The organism is Nonomuraea sp. bgisy101 (assembly GCF_057708945.1).
This window is the reverse complement of sequence record NZ_JBYITD010000002.1, coordinates 445,133-462,335: the sequence shown is the minus strand read 5'-3', so window position 1 is coordinate 462,335 and position 17,203 is coordinate 445,133. Positions and strand designations below refer to the sequence as shown.

Annotated in this window: 16 protein-coding genes; 7 read left to right on the top strand and 9 right to left on the bottom strand. The window is 70.4% G+C overall.

Annotated elements, in window-relative coordinates:
- Nucleotides 1-54: 54 nt before the first annotated feature.
- Nucleotides 55-1,482 carry an FAD-binding oxidoreductase gene (locus AC3EO4_RS05720; protein ID WP_431894119.1) on the top strand — a complete coding sequence of 476 codons (1,428 nt, stop codon included), beginning with the start codon at nt 55-57 and terminating at the stop codon, nt 1,480-1,482.
- A gap of 168 nt (nt 1,483-1,650) precedes the next feature.
- The gene (locus AC3EO4_RS05715; protein WP_431894118.1) at nt 1,651-2,289 is read left to right on the top strand and encodes a GNAT family N-acetyltransferase; all 639 of its coding nucleotides are present in this window, start codon (nt 1,651-1,653) and stop codon (nt 2,287-2,289) included.
- Nucleotides 2,290-2,366: 77 nt separating this feature from the next.
- Here the strand turns inward: AC3EO4_RS05715 and AC3EO4_RS05710 are convergent, their stop codons facing one another.
- From AC3EO4_RS05710 to AC3EO4_RS05700, 3 genes are read right to left on the bottom strand one after another with little or no spacing between them, the layout of a single operon-like run.
- Nucleotides 2,367-4,304: an acetoacetate--CoA ligase gene (locus AC3EO4_RS05710; protein WP_379571322.1), complete on the bottom strand. Its 1,938-nt coding sequence runs from the start codon at nt 4,302-4,304 to the stop codon at nt 2,367-2,369.
- 57 nt (nt 4,305-4,361) lie between these two features.
- Nucleotides 4,362-5,204, bottom strand: coding sequence for a serine hydrolase (locus AC3EO4_RS05705; protein ID WP_379571320.1), 843 nt, complete (start codon nt 5,202-5,204; stop codon nt 4,362-4,364).
- On the bottom strand, nt 5,201-6,136 hold the full coding sequence (locus tag AC3EO4_RS05700; protein ID WP_379571318.1) for a LysR family transcriptional regulator: 936 nt from the start codon (nt 6,134-6,136) through the stop codon (nt 5,201-5,203). Before AC3EO4_RS05700 ends, AC3EO4_RS05705 begins: the two co-directional genes overlap by 4 nt.
- 86 nt (nt 6,137-6,222) lie before the next feature.
- On the opposite strand from AC3EO4_RS05700, the gene AC3EO4_RS05695 reads away from it, so the two are divergent.
- Nucleotides 6,223-7,812: a penicillin-binding transpeptidase domain-containing protein gene (locus AC3EO4_RS05695; RefSeq protein ID WP_431894115.1), complete on the top strand. Its 1,590-nt coding sequence runs from the start codon at nt 6,223-6,225 to the stop codon at nt 7,810-7,812.
- Nucleotides 7,813-7,864: 52 nt separating this feature from the next.
- Here the strand turns inward: AC3EO4_RS05695 and AC3EO4_RS05690 are convergent, their stop codons facing one another.
- Entirely contained in the window at nt 7,865-9,484 is a 1,620-nt protein-coding gene (locus AC3EO4_RS05690; protein ID WP_431894113.1) for an FAD-binding oxidoreductase, read from the bottom strand.
- 191 nt (nt 9,485-9,675) lie between these two features.
- On the opposite strand from AC3EO4_RS05690, the gene AC3EO4_RS05685 reads away from it, so the two are divergent.
- Nucleotides 9,676-10,833, top strand: coding sequence for an alpha/beta hydrolase family protein (locus AC3EO4_RS05685; RefSeq protein WP_431894111.1), 1,158 nt, complete (start codon nt 9,676-9,678; stop codon nt 10,831-10,833).
- A gap of 139 nt (nt 10,834-10,972) precedes the next feature.
- On the opposite strand, the gene AC3EO4_RS05680 is transcribed toward AC3EO4_RS05685, so the two are convergent.
- The 4 genes from AC3EO4_RS05680 to AC3EO4_RS05665 are packed head-to-tail and all read right to left on the bottom strand — an operon-like array spanning nt 10,973 to nt 13,543.
- Nucleotides 10,973-11,713: an HAD family hydrolase gene (locus AC3EO4_RS05680; protein WP_379571310.1), complete on the bottom strand. Its 741-nt coding sequence runs from the start codon at nt 11,711-11,713 to the stop codon at nt 10,973-10,975.
- Nucleotides 11,714-11,740: 27 nt separating this feature from the next.
- Nucleotides 11,741-12,367 (bottom strand): HAD family hydrolase, encoded by a 627-nt coding sequence (locus tag AC3EO4_RS05675; RefSeq protein WP_379571308.1) that lies wholly within the window; start codon nt 12,365-12,367, stop codon nt 11,741-11,743.
- Nucleotides 12,368-12,384: 17 nt separating this feature from the next.
- Nucleotides 12,385-12,891, bottom strand: a complete 507-nt coding sequence (locus tag AC3EO4_RS05670) for a DUF6912 family protein (protein ID WP_431894108.1) — start codon at nt 12,889-12,891, stop codon at nt 12,385-12,387.
- Nucleotides 12,892-12,922: 31 nt separating this feature from the next.
- A complete protein-coding gene (locus AC3EO4_RS05665; protein WP_431894106.1) occupies nt 12,923-13,543 on the bottom strand; it encodes an HAD family hydrolase in 621 nt (206 codons plus the stop codon).
- Nucleotides 13,544-13,627: 84 nt separating this feature from the next.
- Here AC3EO4_RS05665 and AC3EO4_RS05660 point away from each other — a divergent pair, with 84 nt between their 5' ends.
- The 3 genes from AC3EO4_RS05660 to AC3EO4_RS05650 all read left to right on the top strand — a co-directional run bounded on the left by AC3EO4_RS05660 (nt 13,628) and on the right by AC3EO4_RS05650 (nt 15,829).
- Entirely contained in the window at nt 13,628-14,398 is a 771-nt protein-coding gene (locus tag AC3EO4_RS05660) for a F0F1 ATP synthase subunit A (RefSeq protein WP_431894104.1), read from the top strand.
- Nucleotides 14,399-14,462: 64 nt separating this feature from the next.
- Complete coding sequence (locus tag AC3EO4_RS05655; protein ID WP_379571300.1) at nt 14,463-14,969, top strand: RNA polymerase sigma factor; 507 nt, start codon at nt 14,463-14,465, stop codon at nt 14,967-14,969.
- Nucleotides 14,966-15,829, top strand: a complete 864-nt coding sequence (locus AC3EO4_RS05650) for a hypothetical protein (RefSeq protein ID WP_431894102.1) — start codon at nt 14,966-14,968, stop codon at nt 15,827-15,829. The genes AC3EO4_RS05655 and AC3EO4_RS05650 overlap by 4 nt, the downstream gene beginning before the upstream one ends.
- Here the strand turns inward: AC3EO4_RS05650 and nagZ are convergent.
- The gene (gene nagZ / locus AC3EO4_RS05645; RefSeq protein ID WP_379571296.1) at nt 15,826-17,139 is read right to left on the bottom strand and encodes a beta-N-acetylhexosaminidase; all 1,314 of its coding nucleotides are present in this window, start codon (nt 17,137-17,139) and stop codon (nt 15,826-15,828) included. The genes AC3EO4_RS05650 and nagZ overlap by 4 nt on opposite strands.
- Nucleotides 17,140-17,203 lie beyond the last annotated feature (64 nt).

The window sequence follows — 17,203 nt, the reverse complement described above, 5'->3', positions numbered from 1 at the left end:
TCGCTCTCTTCGTGCGTCTCACCCTTCGGTTCAGCAGGACGTCAGGGAGATCACATGGACCGTCGCAGCTTCCTCCGCACCGCCGCCTTCGGCGCGCTGGGCAGCTCCGCAACCGTGGGCGGGGCGACCGTGGGCGGGGCGACCCTGGGCGCGCCCGACTGGGCGGCGCTCGGCAGAGGCCTCGACGGCCGGCTGGTACGGCCGGGCGACGCCGGATACGACGCCGCCCGCCGCCTCTACAACCCCACCTTCGACACGGTCAGGCCACGCGCCGTCGCCTCCTGCGTCACACCCTCGGACGTCGCCGATTGCCTCGCCTTCGCCCGCAGGGAGCGGATCCCCCTCACCTCCCGCTCCGGCGGCCACTCCTATGCCGGCTGGTCGACGGGCCCCGGCCTGGTCATCGACGTGTCGCGGATGAACACCGTCACCCACCGCTCGGGCCTGGCGACGGTCGGCGCGGGAGCCAAGCTGATCGACGTCTACGACCGGCTCCACGCCAAGGGCGTCAGCATCCCCGCCGGCACCTGCCCGACCGTCGGCGTGGCCGGGCTCACGCTGGGCGGCGGGATCGGCGTCGTGTCCAGGATGTACGGCCTGACCTGCGACGCGCTGCAGAGCGTACGCATCGTGACCGCCGACGGCCGGGTGCTGACCTGCGACGAGAACACCCACAGCGACCTGTTCTGGGCGTGCAGGGGCGGCGGTGGCGGCAACTTCGGCGTGGCCGTCTCCTTCACCTTCCGCACCCACCCGACCAGGGACGTCACGGTGTTCTTCCTGCACTGGCCGTGGTCGAGAGCGACCTCGGTGGTGAAGGCGTGGCAGTCGTGGGCGCCCACCGCCCCTGACGCGATGTGGTCCAACCTCCACCTCACCCGCAGCTCCAGCGGCCTGGACGTGCAGGTGGGCGGGCTCTACCTGGGCGGCAGGGCGGGCTGCGCGAAGCTGCTCGACGAGTTGCTCAGGGTGACGGGGGCGCCGTCGTCCCGGTATGTCGTGGAACGCTCTTACACGGCGGCGACCATGATCATGGCGGGGTGCGCGAGCAGGACGGTCGCGCAGTGCCGCCAGATGCCGCGCGAGGCCTTCGTCGCCTCCTCGCACCTCGCCTACGCGAAGCTGTCCACGGCGGCGGCCAAGGAGCTCGTGGCGCGCGTAGCGCGCCCCGGCGGTCACTCGGTGCTGATCGACGCGATGGGCGGCGCGATCGGCAGGGTGCGCTCCGACGCGACGGCCTTCCCGCACCGGCAGGCGCTGTTCAGCGTGCAGTACTACGCCGACGGGTCCGACCGGGCGTGGCTGCGCGGCACCCGCCAGGCGATGGGGCCGCATCTCGGGGAGCACGCGTACGTGAACTACATCGACCCCGACATCGCCCAGTGGCGGCAGTCCTACTACGGGGCGAACGCGGCCAGGCTGTCGGCGGTGAAGGCGGCCTACGACCCCGGACGGCTGTTCGCGTTCCCCCAGGGTGTGTAGCTCCCCGTCGATCTCCACCGCGCGCACCCTCCTGGAGCCCGGAGCCGGCCTCGGCCCCTGTGGGCGCTGTCGGCGAGGGTCTGCGCCCGGTGCCGCGGGCGCGGGGGCGGGGGCGGGGGCGGGAAAAATGTAGATCGCCGTCGCCGGTGGATGGCCATAATGGAGCGCATGCGTCATCTGCCGCTTTTCGAGCTGTCCATCCGTACGCCCAGGCTGGAGCTTCGCCTGCCGAGTCTCGCGGAGCTCGACGCCCTCGGAGACAGGGCGGCGGAGGGCGTCCACGAGGCGGGGTTCATGCCGTTCTTCGTCCCGTGGACGGACGCCTCGCCCGACGAGCGCGCCCGTTCCACCATCCAGTACCACTTCCGCACGTGGGGCGCCTGGACGCCCGAATCGTGGGGGTGCGAGTTCGCGGTGTTCCTCGACGGCGAGGTGATCGGCAGCCAGGGCGTCACGGGCAAGGACTTCGCGATCACCCGTGAGGTCCACACCGGGTCGTGGATCGGGCAGCGTTTCCAGGGCAAGGGTATCGGGACCGAGATGCGGCGCGCGGCGCTGCACTTCGCCTTCAACGGGTTGGGGGCGCGGTACGCGAGGACGGAGGCGTTCGAGGACAACCTGCCGTCGCTGGGGGTGACGCGCAAGCTCGGGTACCGGGAGGACGGGGTCGAGATCCACAACCGTCAGGGGAAGCCGGCCACCACGCTCAGGTTCCGCATGTCCCGTGACGACTGGACGCCCGCCGAGGACGTCTCGATCCACGGACTCGAAGCCTGCCTGCCCCTGTTCGGCGCCACCTCCGCCTGACCTCGGGCCCCAGCGGAACGGCCGCCCTCGCGTCGGCGACGGCGGCCGTCGGCCTTCCAGGGATCGTCGTCCGACGATCAGGGTTTGAAGTGCTCCAGCACCTCGGGGTTGGCCATCGCGTCGCGGTTGGCCGCCTGGTCCACCGGCGTTCCCAGGAGGATCTTGCGCACCGGCACCTCCAGCTTCTTGCCCGACAGCGTCCGCGGGATCCCCGGCACCGCGATGATCTCGTTCGGGACGTGGCGCGGCGACAGTTCCTCCCTCAGCGCCGTCTTCAACCGTGATTCCAGCTCGGGCGTCACCTCTCCGGACGCCACCGTCACGTACAGCAGCAGGCGTCCCTCCTGCCCCAGCTGCCCCGTGTCGATCACCAGGCTGTCGGCGATCTCGGGGAACCGCTCCACCACCCGGTAGAACTCGCTCGTCCCCATGCGCACGCCGCCCCTGTTCAGGGTCGAGTCGGAGCGCCCGTAGATCACGCAGCAGCCGTCCTCCTCGATCTTGATCCAGTCGCCGTGCCGCCACACGCCTGGATACACGTCGAAGTAGCTGTCGCGGTACCGCTCCCCCGACGGGTCGTTCCAGAACATCACCGGCATGGACGGCATCGGCTGCGTCAGCACCAGTTCGCCCACCTCGCCGACGACGGGCTTGCCCGAAGGGTCGAACGACTCCACCCGCGCGCCCAGCGACCTGCAGGGGATGACGCCCGCCCTGATCGGGTGCAGCGGCGTGGCCCCGACGAACCCGGTGCACACGTCGGTGCCGCCGGAGAACGAGCCCACCGGCACGCCGGGCAGGGCCTCCGCGAGCCACGCGAACCCCTCGGGCGGCAGCGGCGAGCCCGTCGACCCGACGCCCTTCAACGCCGGAAGGTCACCGGGCCGCTTGTCGTTCTTCATGCACGAGACGATGTACGGCGCGCCGGTGCCGAAGTAGGTGACGCTCTCGGCCGCCGCGATCGCCCACAGGTCGGTGGGCGCCCCGTCGTACAGCACCACGCTCGATCCCACCAGCAGCCCGCCGATGAGGTAGTTCCACATCATCCAGCCCGTGGTGGTGTACCAGAAGAACACATCGCCCTCCCCCAGGTCCTGGTGGAAGGAGAGCGACTTGAGGTGTTCGAGCACCACGCCGCCGTGCCCGTGGACGATCGGCTTGGGCAGCCCCGTCGTGCCGCTGGAGTAGAGGATCCACAGCGGGTGGCCGAACGGCACGCGCTCGAACTCCAGCGGCCCCTGCTCGGCGCGCAGTTCCTCCCAGCCGAGCGTATGGCCGTGCGGGACGGCGGCCGCGCGGGTGGGCGCGGACTCGCCCTGCTGAGGAGGCAGTCCGTCCGCCGCCGTGGCCAGGTAGGGGATCCACACGGTCGCGTGCAGGGAGGGCAGCGCGGCGGCGATGTCGGCGACGGCGGCCGACCTGTCGAAGGACTTTCCGCCGTAGCGGTAGCCGTCCACGGCGATCAGCACCTTCGGCTCGATCTGCGTGAAACGGTCCACGATGCTGGGCACACCGAAATCGGGAGATCCGGCTGACCAGATCGCGCCGAGCGAGGCGGTGGCCAGGAAGGCGATGAGCGCCTCCGGGATGTTCGGCAGGTAGCCAGCGACCCTGTCGCCCTTGCGCACACCCAGCTTGACCAGGCCCTGCCTGACCCGCGCGACCTCCTCGCGCAGCTCCGCCATGGAGATGACGCGGCGCGTGCCGTCCTCCGAGTGGAAGATCACGGCGGTGCCGGTGTCGCGGCTGAGAGCGTTCTCCGCATAATTCAGCGAGCTTCCGGTGAACCATTCGACGCCCGGCATCGTCCCAGTCATGACGGGCCCGTCACCACGCTCACCGATCACACCGAAGTAGTCCCAGATCGACGTCCAGAACTCCTCGGGGTTCTCGACGGACCACTGCCATGCGTCCCGGTAGCCGTCACGCCCGATGTCTTCGAGATAGCGGGTGATCCTCGCGTTCGCGACCACCGACGGGGTCGGCTCCCACAGCAGTGCACCTTCAGCAACCATGTGTCCCATCCTGTCGCCGCCTGAACGGAAAGTCATCACCGCTGACCACACATCCCCTTACCCGCGTAGGTGGTCCACAGCCATACGCGCGGCCGTACCGATGACCGCGTCGGCGCGCGGCTGGTTCAGCGCGGGACTGAAGGAACGGGTGAAGACGGCGACCGCGTAGCGTCCACCGTCGGGATACTCCACCACCCCCACCTCGGCGCGCAGCGTCGGCAGGGTCCCGGTCTTGCCGCTGACCGCCACGTCGTCGTACGGGAAGCCGGACGACAGCCGGTGCGGCCACACCTGCAGCCCGAGCAGGCGCCTCATCCACGCGCACTGCTCGGCGGAGGCGGCCTCGTCCCGCCAGATCATGGACAGCAGGCGGGTGATCTCGCGCGGGGTGCTCCTGTTGGTGGCCAGGGGGTTCAGCGCCCGCAGCCGGGCGAGCGACTCGGGGTCGACCACCGGCCATTCGCCGCCGGCGTCCTCCCTGATCTTCGTGAGCAGCCCTTCGCAGTCGTCGATCACGCGCGTCTTGCCGAGTCCGAAGCCGTCGAGCATCGCGTTGACGCTCTCCAGTCCGATGCTGGCCGTGATCGCGTCCGCCGAGGTGTTGTCGCTCACCGCGATCATGAGGTAGGCGAGGTCGCGCAGCGACATCGTCGCGTCGTCGAGCATGGCGCCCACACCCGTGTCGCCGAACGTGCGCTTGGTGATCGTCACGGGCTCGCGCGGGTCGAGCACGCCCGCGTCCGCCTGCCGGGCCAGCTCGACCAGCACGGGCACCTTGAACACCGATGCGATCGGCACCAGCTCGTCCGCACGGAAGGACACCTCGGCGCCCCCGTCGATGTCGATCGCGTGCAGCCAGCCCGCCACACCCGCCAACCTGAAGAGCTCCTCCATGTTCATGCCAGGAACCCCATCGCAGGACGCCTCCTGACCTGCCGCGCGGGCGCCACGCCTTCCTCGGTCATCCCGGCACTCTCCTTCAGCGTTCGTACGGCCGCCGCCGCGAAAGCCGCCACCTCGGGCGTCTGCGCCCTGCACGCCGTCGAGACCCGCCAGGTCAGTGGCGAGCCGAGCAGCGGCCGCCAGACCACACCCTGCGGCGCCAGCTGCTCGGCCGTCTTGGGCCCGAAGGCGACGGCCGAGCCCGCGAGCACCAGCCCGAGGCCGATCCCATGATGCACCTCCAGAGGAACGAAGCCGTGCCTGCGGCAGTCGGACAGGGTCTCGGCATGCGCCCCAGGCTCGCCTTCCTGCGGGAACAGCAGCAGCTCCCTGTCGGCCAGGTCCTGCAGGTGCACGGTGGAGGTCGCGGCCAGCGGGTCGGCCTCGGCCAGCAGCACGCCGGGCGTCTGCACGAGCACCTCGCCGAAGCGCAGGCCCGGCGCGGTGACGGGGTGGCGGACGACGCCGACATCGATCGTGCCGTCGGTCAGCGCGGTCACCTGGTCGGCCGTCCACATCTCGGCGGGGACGAGCCTGAGCCCGGGATTCTCCTCGCGGAAGCGCGCCACGAGCGCGGCGATGGCCGTCGCCCCGAGGTCGGGAGGCAGTGCCGCCTTGAGCGTGCGAGCCTCGCCGTGCCGTACCAGCTCGCGAAGGCGGTCGACGCGGGCGATCACCTCGCGCGCCTCGGGCAGCAGCAGCCGTCCGGCTTCGGTGAGCCTGACCTGGCGGGACGAGCGGTCGAACAGCCGCGCGCCCAGCTCCTCCTCCAGCCGTTTGATGCGCTGGCTGAGCGGGGGCTGGGCCATGCCGAGGCGGATCGCGGCGTTGCCGAAGTGACGTTCTTCGGCCACGACCGTGAAGTAATAGAGATGGCGCACAAGGTCCACGATCAGGAATGATATCGAAAACCGGATGAATGGTAGTTTGATATCCATATTGGACAGCCCAGCGAGCGTCTGGTCTGCTCACCACCATGCACGAACTCGGCAACCTCAGAGTGGAGCGCAGGCGCAGGAAGAAGTGGCCGCTGGTCACCGCGGGGATCCTGGCGCCGCTCCTCGTCGGGGGAGGGGTGATCTGGGTGACGCGCACCACAAGCTCCCCCGAAGAGACGGCGGAGGCGTTCCTCTCCGCCTGGTCCAGGCGGGACTACCCGGCCATGCGGGCGCTCGTCCACGAACCTCCTCCCGACTTCACCGGCGCCTACCAGCGCTTCTTCAAGGACCTGAAGATCGCTTCCGCGGCCTTCGAGGTGGGCGAGCCCGCAAGGGAGTCGGAGGAGGGCAGGGTCGTCCCGTTCACCGCCACCCTCAAGGGTGCCGTCGACTGGACCTACGAGGGCAAGCTCCACGTCGGCGAATGGGACGGCGCGTGGAAGCTCGACTGGTCGACCACCGCCATCCACCCGTCGCTCGGCCACCAGGCCGTCCTCAAGCTGGTGACCGACAAGCCTGAGACCGCCGCCGTCAGCGCCGCCGACGGCACGCGCATCGACGGCACGGACGCGCCCGGATCGGTCCAGCAACTGGTCGACGGGCTCAAGGAGACCTACAAGGACCGGCTCACCGGCAGCGCCTCCACCAAACTCAACCTCTACAGGGACGGCAAGCTCGTCGAGACGGTGGCGGAGAAGGGAGCCACCGAGGGCAAGCCGCTGAAGACCACCATCGACCTGCGCGTCCACCGCGCGGGCGCCGACGCGCTCGAAGGCGTCACCAAGCCCGCCTCGCTCGTGGCGCTACGCCCCTCGACGGGCGAGATCCTCGCCGCCGTCAACAAGCCGGGCGGGTTCAACAGGGCGCTGCTCGGCAAGTATCCGCCGGGCTCCACGTTCAAGGTCGTCACCGCCTCCGCCCTCGTCGCCGACGGCGTCGCGCCCGACAAGACCGTCACGTGCCCGCCCGAACAGAACATCGGCGGCTTCCCCTTCCACAACGCCGCGTTCCACGACTACGGCACGCTGTCGTTCAGGGACGCCTTCGCCCATTCGTGCAACACGACCTTCGGCGCGATGGCGGTCTCGTCGCTGAACGGCGGGCGGCTGGGCGAGGTCGCGGCCAGCTTCGGGTTCGGAGCGCCGATCACGCCTGGCGTGCCGGCCGTCCGGGCGGAGTTCCCCGACCCGAAGGACGACACCGACCTCGCCTCCGCCTCCATCGGCCAGGGGCGGGTCCTGGCCAGCCCGCTCAACATGGCCACCGTCGCGGCCGCCATCGCCAACGGCACCTGGCGCCCGCCCCGGCTCGTCCCCGCGGACCTGCTCCCCGCCGGCGGGTCGGCGCCGCGCAAGCTGGAACCCAAGGTGGTGAGCGCGCTGCGTGACCTGATGCCCGCGGTGATCAGCGAGGGTACGGCCCACGCGGTCCGGTTCCCGCCTGGATCGGCGGGCAAGACGGGCACGGCGGAGTACGGCTCGGGCAAGGAACCGCCTTCGCACTCGTGGTTCGTGGGGTACCAGGAGGATCTGGCCTTCGCGGTGATCGTCGAGGGGGCGGGAGCGGGAGCGGCCGTCGCGGCTCCGGTCGCCGCCCGATTCCTGAACAACCTCGACACGTCCAGGTGAGAGGTCGCACGACGGCGCCCGGCTCTCGCGGGGCGCCGCCGTGCGGATGTGGTCACGAGCCTGAGGGGCGGATCGACAGGGCGTGGTGGAAGACGTTGCGGGGGTCCCACCGGTTCTTCACCCGCTGGAGCCGGGCGTGGTTGGCGCCGTAGTAGATCGTCGACCACGGCACACCCGACGTGTTCCACTTCGGGTCGGCGTGGTCGATGTCCGGGTAGTTGATGTACGCCCCGCCGCAGTTTCCACCGGGCACCGGCACGCCCCCCGTGCTCTCGAACGTCTTGCGGTGGAGCCCGCGCACCCACTCGATGTGCGCCTTGCCGTCCTGGGTCTCGTCCCAGGTCGCCAGGTGGATCACCTTGAGGATCGACGAGCGCTCCACCGTGGCGGTCGCCGCCGGGTCCACCGCGTTGACCCGCCCGCCGTACGACAGCAGCCAGAGCAGGCCGCTCGACGAGACGTCGCCCGGGGTGCCGAGGTGGTCGTACGCGACGTCGGCCTGCTCGTCGGTGAAGCGCCTGCGCAGGTAGGCCGACTTGCCCTTGTACCGCCCGGCCTCCGCCTCCTCGCCGAGGGACAGCGTGCGCGCCGCGTAGAACCACGGCATCGCCTGGAACGGCGGGATGATCGCCTGAGGGGTGACGCCTTCGGCGACGGCGGCGAAGTAGTCGTTCATCAGCTTCTCCGCGCCGGGCAGCCTGGCGTCGATCTGGGTGGGCAGGATGATGCCGCCAGGGTCGGCGCCCACCTTGCGGCCGGGGATCAGCAGCGAGCCCCACAGCGAGGCGGCCGGGGTGTCCGGCGCGCTGTTGCGCTCGTACCACTCGCCGTGGTTGCGCAGCAGCCTGCGGAACGACTCCTTCGTCATGCCGTTCCACGACCAGATCGCCACGCCGGACAGCACGGAGGCGGGCGGTCTCGGCAGCAGCTTCCTCGGATCGTCGCTCGTGGCCCGCGGATCCCGCATCCAGTAGCGGGTGACCACGCCGAAGTTGCCTCCGCCGCCGCCGGTGTGCGCCCACCACAGGTCGTGGTTGGGGTCGGCCGGGTTCCTGGTGGCCACCACCGCGCGGGCCCTGCCCGTACGGTCGACGACCACGACCTCCACGGCGTGCAGGTAGTCGACCGTCAGGCCGTCGCGTCTGGACAGCGGACCGTAGCCGCCGCCCGCGATGTGGCCCCCGGCGGCCACGCCCCCGCACTGGCCGCCGGGGATGGTGACGCCCCAGCCGAGGTAGAGCTTGCGGTAGGTCTGCATCAGCGTGGCCCCGGCCTCGATGGCGAACGCGCCGCGGCGCTCGTCGAAGGAGACCTCCGACATCTCACACATGTCGATCACGACCTGCGCGCCCTCGCCGACGAAGTTCTCGTAGCAGTGGCCGCCGCTGCGGACGGTGACGCGGCGGTTGGCGCGGACGGCGTCACCGACCGCCTTCACGACCTGCTCGGTCGAGCCGACCACGTGGAAGTACTCGGGCTCGGGCTTGAAGCGGTGGTTGGTCCTGCGGACGGCCAGGTCCTCGTAGCGGGGATCGGCCGGCCGTACGACGACGGGACCTAACGGCGCCGCGCACGCGCCGGCCGTGGCGGTGGGGACCAGGCCCGCCGTCATCGCCCCGCCGCCGGCCGCCGCGGCGCTCCCGATGAATCCCCTCCGGGTGACTGCACTCATGAACCACAACCCCCTGGTGTGTCTCGGACCTGCTGCTCTTCGACGTTAGAAGCGGGGCGGCGGCCGGAGAATGGGCTCAGCCCCACAGCGGGGGTAGGGGTAGCCACACTCGGAAGACCTGACGAAAGTCATGGTCGTGAGGAGACGGACGGCAGAGGTGCGGGAGTGGGGCCGGCGGCCAGATTAGGGCCATGCGAAAGACGATGACCGCCCTGCTCGCCACCGCCGCCCTGCTGACCGCCCCGGCCGTGGCCCACGCCGACGCCGAGCCGCCCGCCAAGGCGACCTTCGAGCTTCCCGCCCCGACGGGGCCGCACCGCCTCGGCATGAGGGAGGTTCACCTGGTCGACCAGAAGCGGAACAGGGAACTGATGGTGAGCGTCTGGTACCCGGCCAGGCCTGGTGACGAGCCGCTCGCGCCGTACATGACGCCCAACGCCGCCGGGTACTTCGACCAGGGCGCGCCCGCGATGGGCCTGAAGCCCGGACAGGTGGACTGGGCGGGGGTCAGGACGCACGCCCGCAAGGACGCGGCGCCGAAGGGGCGGTGGCCGGTCGTGCTCTACTCGCCGGGCTGGGGCTCCCTGCGCACGCTGGGCACCTCCACCGTGGAGGACCTGGCCAGCAGGGGGTACGTGGTGGTGACGGTGGACCACACCCACGAGGCTCCCTTCGTGGAGTTCCCCGGCGGCAGGCTCGAGACGGCCAAGCGCCCGCAGGGCGACGACTACCTGCGTCCCGGGATGGAGACCAGGCTCGCCGACGTCAGGTTCGTCCTGGACCGGTTGCCCTCCCTGAAGGGGCTCGCGCAGGCGATGGACCTGTCCAGGGTGGGCATGTTCGGCCACTCCTTCGGCGGCGACACCGCCGCCGAGGTGATGAGGGCCGACGGGCGCGTGGACGCCGGGGCCGACCTCGACGGGTGGCTCGCCTACGACGTCGACGGGCGGCGGCCCACCCCCTCCGGCGCCGAGGGAACCGACCGGCCGTTCCTGCTGATGGGCTCGCCGGGCAGCACCGCCGACGGGCGGATCAGGAACCACCTGACCGCGCCGGCGTGGAAGTCGTTCTGGGAGCGCTCCTCGGGCTGGAAGCGCGACCTGTCGATGCCGGAGGCCATGCACTACAGCTACACGGACCTGCAGACCTTCCTGCCGCAGCTCGACGAGCGACTGGACGTGGTCCAGGAGGTGCGGGCCAAGCGCATCGGAACGGTCGACCCCGACCGTAGCGTCGCGGCCCAGCGCGCCTACCTCAGCGCCTTCTTCGACCAGTCGCTCAAGCGCCGGCCGCAGCGGCTGCTGCTCGGCGAGTCCCCCGCCCACCCTGACGTGGACTTCGTCCGCTAGAGACCAACCCGGCAGGAGCCGCGGGCCGCGGCCACCCTGCCGGCGGAGGCGGGCCGCGGGCTCGGGCGGCGCCGTACAGGTCAGCGCTCCGCGGGGTCCCGGCCGGTCGGCCGGTTCACCGCGTCACCCTGGCCGAGGGTCAGCCGGCCTTGCGGTCCACGGGGGAGGTCAGGCCCGCCACCGCCGCCACGACCTCCGAAGCGTTCGACAGGTCGGGCAGCACCACGTCCGCCCCCGCCTCCCGCAACTCCGCCGCCGTCGAGCGCCCCGACGCGATCGCCACCATCGCCGCACCGCCGATCCGCGCCGCCTGCACGTCGCGGGTGGAATCGCCGATCAGCACGGTGTTCGCGATGGTGAACGGCGTGCCGAACCGCTGCTTGGCCCTGCCCTGGGCGACCTGCAGCAGGGTGGCCTTGGGGTAGACCTCCTCGCCGTAGCCGCCGAGATCGAAGTCGATGTGCTTGTCGAGCCCGAACGCCTTGAGCTTGTGCACGGCGTTGCCCTTGATCGTGCCCGTCAGCACCGACTGGACGACGCCGTCGAGCCTGGAGACCGCCTTCAGCGCGTCCTTGGCACCCGGCATCATCCTGCCCTCCTTGGCCAGCCGCTTGCGCCGGTCGGCGAACGCGACGGCGAGAGCGGACAGGAACCTGGGCAGGTGGTCGTCCTGCGCGACGATCCCGTTGACGGCGAGCGTCTCGAAGACGATCTCAGAGTCGGGCCTGCCCATGGCGGGGGCAAGCTTGACCAGTGGACGCCCGGTGACGTGGCGGAATGCCTCCGCGTACGCGTCCCTGGTGACGATCGCGACGTCGACCAGCGTGAGATCGACGTTCCACAGCACAAGGCGGTTGATGGCGGCCTCCCTGAAGTTCATGCCCAGGGTACGGCCCAGCGGCCCGTTTCAGGCGTGCTTGAGCGCTTCGGTAAGGGTGTCGACCACGGGCCACCCCGTCGATTCGAGCTCCCTGCGCGGCGTCATGCCGCCGGTGTACAGCACGGCCTTGGCGCCCACGTAGGTGGCGGCCACGCCGTCGTCCACGCTGTCGCCGATGACGAGGATCTCGGCGGCGTCGACGGCGATCGCGGCGATGTGGGTGGCCATGTGCTCGGCCTTCTCCCCGCCGGTGGTGCCGGTCAGCCCGTCGACCCTGGTGAAGTGGCTGTCGATGCCGAAGGAGGTGATGGTGGGCACCAGGTGCTCATGGGGTGCCATCGAGCACAGCGACTGGGTGCCGGTCCAGCTCCGCAGCGACGACTCGGCGTCCGCGGCGAGGCCGCAGGCGGCCATCAGCCTGAAGTAGTTGTCGTGGAAGCCCTTGTCGAGCTCCTCCCATTCACCCTCGCGCAGCGGGCGGCCGAGCAGCCGCTCGTAGGCCAGCCAGATGGGCCGCGTGTAGACGGCCCTGAATCCTTCGGCGGTCATCATGGCCAGGCCGTACGGCTTGAAGACCTCGTTCGTCGCGCCGACCACGGCATCGATGTCGTGAAAGAGGGTGCCGTTCCAGTCCCACACGATGTGCTGCGTCATGTCCCCATTGTCGGTCATCAGGCGAGCAGGTCGGGGATCTCCTGGGTGGCGTACCACATGAGCTCGTGCGCCTCGGCGCCGTCGACGGTGAACCTGGCGTCGTCGTCTCCACGGTCGGCGGCGGGAAGGGCGGCGATGGCGGCCTCGATGTCGTCGGCGGCGTAGGTGTCGTCGATGTGCACGGCGGCCACCTTGGCCATGGGAACCGCCTCGGCCAGCCGTACCCTGGCCCGCTCCTCCAGGTCGGCGCCCATGGACAGGACGTCGTCGGGCACCTCTGCCGCCACGACGACCCTGCGGGCGGCGGCGACGACGCCGTCGGCGCGGTCGGCGGCGAGCATGCGCAGGGAGGCTCGCGCCGCCTCGGTCAGCGCCACGTACTCCAGCTCTTCGGTGTCACCCGAGGCGTACCACTCGATCAGCGCGGGAGTGACCGCGTAGCCGGTCAGCGGGGCGGGGCCCAGCTCCCCTTCGGCCGCTGCCCTGGCAAGCGAGGGAAGGGTGCTCGGCAGGTATACGCGCATCGGGAACCTTTCACGACGTTCAGGGGGACCATCATCGCAGGGGACGCCCCAGCAGCGTCTCCAGCTCGGCGATCGTCGTGTCGGGCCCGAGGTGGTGGATGACGCCGATGCCGAGCTCACGGGCGGCGGCGATGTTGGCCTCGATGTCGTCGATGAAGACGCACTCGGGGCCGCTCAGCCCGATGAGGTCGAGGGCGTGCTGGAAGATGCGGGGCTCGGGCTTGCGCATGCCGATCTCGCCGGAGATGGCGATGGCGTCGAAGACGTCGTCCCAGCCGTCGCGGGGGTACTCGTTGGCCCACGAGTTGGACAGCAGGCAGGTCCTGATCCCCGACCTTCGGACGTGGAGCAACATGTCGTACATCGCGTCGACCCGCTGGAAGCCGAGGAACATCCGGCTGAGCAGGCCCTCGGCGACGGGCGGGGTGCCGTCGATGGTGCGGAGCCTGGCGGCCAGGTCGCGCTCGAAGTCGGCGGCGCCGATCTCGCCGCGTTCCAGTGCGTGCACGGCGCTCTCCTGCCGCAGCAGTTCGCGCATCACCGTGCGGTAGTGCTCCGCGTCGAGCCGATCGGCGGCGATCCAGGTGGCGACGGCCTCCGACATGCTCGTGGTGAGCACGCCACCCCAGTCGATCAGCACTCCCTTGACCATGAGGAGCAGCCTATATCCCGCGAATGGAGCCGGTCATTTCCCTCGATACCGTGGCCTTCCGTCCGAGGCGACGAAGGGACCCGAGTGTCAGACAGGTTCACACCGCCAGGCCCCGAACTGTTCCAGCTCCCTCCTCTCTTCCGCGATGGACCGGCATGGCTGACCAAGCCCGTGCTGATCGCCGTCCTCACCGCGCTCCTGCTCATCGCCTTCTTCTGGTCGGCGTTCGCCAACCCCAAGATCGTCCCCAGGGGCATCCAGAACCTCGCCGAGCTCGGCTACGTGTTCGTCCGCGACCATGTGGCCAGGCCGTTCCTGGGCAGGCACACCGACCGCTGGATGGGGCTGCTGCTCACGATCTTCTTCACCGCGCTGGTGTGGAACGTGATGGGCGTCGTCCCGCTGATCCAGTACCCGATCGCGGCCAACATCGCCTTCCCCCTGGTGCTGGCCTTCACCGTCTACTTCGTCAAGATCTATCAGGCCGTCAAGCACCACGGCTGGTCCGGCTACCTCGGCGCGCTGCTGTTCCCCAAGGACCTGCCGAGGTGGGCGATCGGCCTCTACGCGCCGCTGATGTTCATGGAGAACTTCCTGAACTCGCTGTTCACGCACTTCGTCCGGCTGTTCGCGAACATGTTCGCCGGGCACCTGATCCTGGCCTTCTTCAGCTCGGTCGGCTTCTGGTTCCTGTTCGAGCGCCTGACGCCGCTCGGCTCGCTCGTCGGTCTCGTCGGCGTGGCGATGACGATCCTGATGACCGCCTTCGAGCTGTTCATCATGTTCCTGCAGGCGTTCCTGTTCACGCTGCTGGCGGCGATGTTCGTCGGGGACGCGATCGAGGGCAACCACTAGCCACCGGTAATGCTCTGAAATTTCCGGACATGGGTGGGTGTGGAGCGCATACCGAAGGAGTCCGATGAGCCACGCTGAACGGTTCGCCGAACTCTACGAACAGACCTACACCGCCCTGCTCGGCTACGCGGTGCGCCGCTGCCAGGATCCGGAGGACGCGGCCGACGTCGTCGCCGAGACCTTCACCGTGGCATGGCGGCGCATCGCGAAGGTGCCCGAAGGCGACCAGGCCCGGCTGTGGTTGTACGGCGTGGCCCGCAAGGCCCTCGCCAACCACCGCCGCGGCGAGCGCAGGCACGAGCGGCGCACGGCCGCCCTGCGCGCCCAGCTCGCCGCCTCTCCCCTGCTGGCAGGACCGCCCTCCGGCGGCCGTCTCGCCGGGGCGCTGGCGGAGCTGCCGGAGGAGGACAGGGAGCTGCTGACGCTGGTCGCGTGGGAGAACCTCGACCACGCCCAACTGGCCACCACGCTCGGCATCAGCCGCAACGCCGTACGGGTGCGGCTGCACCGCGCCCGCAGGCGGCTCGCCTCGATCATGAACGACCACGAACTCGAAGGGAGCGCGCTGTGAACCTCACCGATCTCGCGCGGGTACGCGATGAGGACCTGTCCCGCGATCCCGCCGGCCTGCCGTCGGGGGCGGGCGCGCAGGCGCTGCTGGAGGCCATCACCGCCGAGCCCGTCGAGCGGCGGCGGCCGGTACGGCGGCGCCTGGCCTGGGGCGCGGGGGCGCTCGCGCTGGCCGCCACCGTCGTGCTCGCCGCCGGCCTGCCGTTCGGCGACCCCACCACGAGGTACGCCAACGCCGCGATCGTGGTCTCCAGGTACGAGGGCCAGGTGACGATCGAGATCAGGGACCCGCTCGCCCGGCCTGAGGAGTTCAGGGAGGCCTTCGCCGCCATCGGGCTGAACGCCGAGGTGAAGCAGGTCCCCGTGGTGAAGGAGCAGGTCGGCCTGCTGATGGGACCCGTCACGCCGGACACGGGGCCCTTCGAGGGCTGGTTCTCCCAGGAGCCGATCGAACCGTGCGCGGCCACGACGTGCGTCAAGATCACCGTGCCGAGGAACTTCCCGGGCCGCATGATCTTCGGCGTGGGCCGCGAGGCGCGTCCCGGCGAGCCGTACGTCCATCCGATGTGGCACCTGAGCCGTGCCATGAAGGACGTCGAGGTCGAGGGCAGGACGGTCGCCGAGGTCAGAGCCGAGGTGGAGCGGCGCGGTTTCAAGGTCGGCTACCGCCTGCGATGGCGGACGGAGAAGAACGCCTACATCGAGCAGCGGGCCACGGCCGACCAGGTCAAGGACGACTGGAAGGTCGAGACCGTCCAGGACCACAGCAGCGACACCCTCGACATCGTCGTCGTCCCCGGTCCCGAGGCATGGCCCGCCCCCTCTCCCACCCCCGGCCCGCATTGGTGGGAGAGGTACTAGCGACTCTGGCTTTCGATCATGGCCGCCAGCCTGCGGTGCTCGGCCGAGCGCAGCACCTTGGCGGCCGCCGCGGCCGAGGCGACGGGGGCCGTCTCGAGGAAGCCGCGCTTCTCGCGAAGCTCCAGCAGCCTGGTCACCGACTGGTCGAGGCGCTCGCGCGAGATGCGGCCCGACTTCACCGCCGCCAGCACCGCGCTGTGGGCCTTGGGCAGGTTCGGCGGCATGAGCAGCAGGTCGGCTCCGGCCAGGATGGCCCGTACGGCGACCTCGCCGTCGTCGTACTTCTTCCTGACGCCTTCCATGTTGAGCGCGTCGGTCGAGATGACGCCGTCGAAGCCCAGCTTGTCGCGCAGGAGCCCGGTCAGGATGGGCTTGGACAGGGTGGCGGGGTCTCCCGAGGAGTCGAGCTTGGGCATGACGATGTGCGCGCTCATGATCGCGTCGACCCGGGCGCCGATCGCCGACTTGAAGGGCGGCGCGTCCATCGCCTCCCACTGCGCCCTGGTGTGCTTGATCACTGGCAGGCCGGTGTGACTGTCGGTGCGGGTGTCTCCGTGGCCGGGGAAGTGCTTGGCGGTCGCGGCGACGCCCGCGTCGTGGAAGCCCTTCACCGACGCGGCCACCATCTGGGCGACGCGCGCCGGGTTGTCGCCGAAGGCGCGCTTGCCGATGACCGGGTTCCTGGGGTCGATGTTGACGTCGGCGACGGGCGCGAAGTCGAGGTTGACGCCCAGGGCCTTCAGCTCGGCGCCGGTCGCCTCCGCCGCCTTGCGGGCCAGCCCCGTGTCACGTGTCGCGCCGATGACCGAGGCGCCCGGCAGGTCGGTGACCAGCGCGGACATCCTCGACACCAGGCCGTTCTCCTGGTCCGTGCCGATGATCAGCGGGACACCCTTCGACGCCTTCTGCAGGCCGTTGGTGAAGGAGACCACCTGGGAGACGCTCTTGATGTTCTCGGGGAAGAGGATCACCCCGCCCAGGTGGTACTTGGCGATCACCTGGGCGGGTGTGCTCGCGCCGAAGGCGTTCTGGTTGCCGGCGGAGGCGCCGGCGGCGGAGGTGCCGTGGACGACCGGCATGAACAGCTGGCCGACCTTCTCCTCGGTGCTCATCCGCGCCAGCGCCCGCCGTACGGTGCCCGTCCCCGCCCCGGCAGACGCCTCGGTGGAGGGCGTGGAGGGTGTGGATGATGGTTTCGCCGCCGGTGGAGGCACGTTCGTCGCCGATCCCGCGTGACCCGTCGGGCTCGCGCACGCCACGAGCGAGGTCGCGATCGCCAGGATGCCCGCGGTGCGAATGCCTCTAACCATGCCACCCAAGCTATCCGGCCCGCCGGGGTGACGCCGACTCAACGGCCGGATGCCGATCACGCGG

What these genes read in the sequence shown, in the direction of transcription:
- AC3EO4_RS05670 (WP_431894108.1), bottom strand. Translation starts at nt 12,891, where the DNA reads ATGCGCGTATACCTGCCGAGCACCCTTCCCTCGCTTGCCAGGGCAGCG.
- AC3EO4_RS05705 (WP_379571320.1), bottom strand. Translation starts at nt 5,204, where the DNA reads ATGAACATGGAGGAGCTCTTCAGGTTGGCGGGTGTGGCGGGCTGGCTG.
- AC3EO4_RS05695 (WP_431894115.1), top strand. Translation starts at nt 6,223, where the DNA reads ATGCACGAACTCGGCAACCTCAGAGTGGAGCGCAGGCGCAGGAAGAAG.
- AC3EO4_RS05710 (WP_379571322.1), bottom strand. Translation starts at nt 4,304, where the DNA reads ATGGTTGCTGAAGGTGCACTGCTGTGGGAGCCGACCCCGTCGGTGGTC.
- AC3EO4_RS05675 (WP_379571308.1), bottom strand. Translation starts at nt 12,367, where the DNA reads ATGACGCAGCACATCGTGTGGGACTGGAACGGCACCCTCTTTCACGAC.
- AC3EO4_RS05665 (WP_431894106.1), bottom strand. Translation starts at nt 13,543, where the DNA reads ATGGTCAAGGGAGTGCTGATCGACTGGGGTGGCGTGCTCACCACGAGC.
- AC3EO4_RS05685 (WP_431894111.1), top strand. Translation starts at nt 9,676, where the DNA reads ATGCGAAAGACGATGACCGCCCTGCTCGCCACCGCCGCCCTGCTGACC.
- AC3EO4_RS05720 (WP_431894119.1), top strand. Translation starts at nt 55, where the DNA reads ATGGACCGTCGCAGCTTCCTCCGCACCGCCGCCTTCGGCGCGCTGGGC.
- AC3EO4_RS05715 (WP_431894118.1), top strand. Translation starts at nt 1,651, where the DNA reads ATGCGTCATCTGCCGCTTTTCGAGCTGTCCATCCGTACGCCCAGGCTG.
- AC3EO4_RS05690 (WP_431894113.1), bottom strand. Translation starts at nt 9,484, where the DNA reads ATGAGTGCAGTCACCCGGAGGGGATTCATCGGGAGCGCCGCGGCGGCC.
- AC3EO4_RS05680 (WP_379571310.1), bottom strand. Translation starts at nt 11,713, where the DNA reads ATGAACTTCAGGGAGGCCGCCATCAACCGCCTTGTGCTGTGGAACGTC.
- AC3EO4_RS05655 (WP_379571300.1), top strand. Translation starts at nt 14,463, where the DNA reads ATGAGCCACGCTGAACGGTTCGCCGAACTCTACGAACAGACCTACACC.
- nagZ (WP_379571296.1), bottom strand. Translation starts at nt 17,139, where the DNA reads ATGGTTAGAGGCATTCGCACCGCGGGCATCCTGGCGATCGCGACCTCG.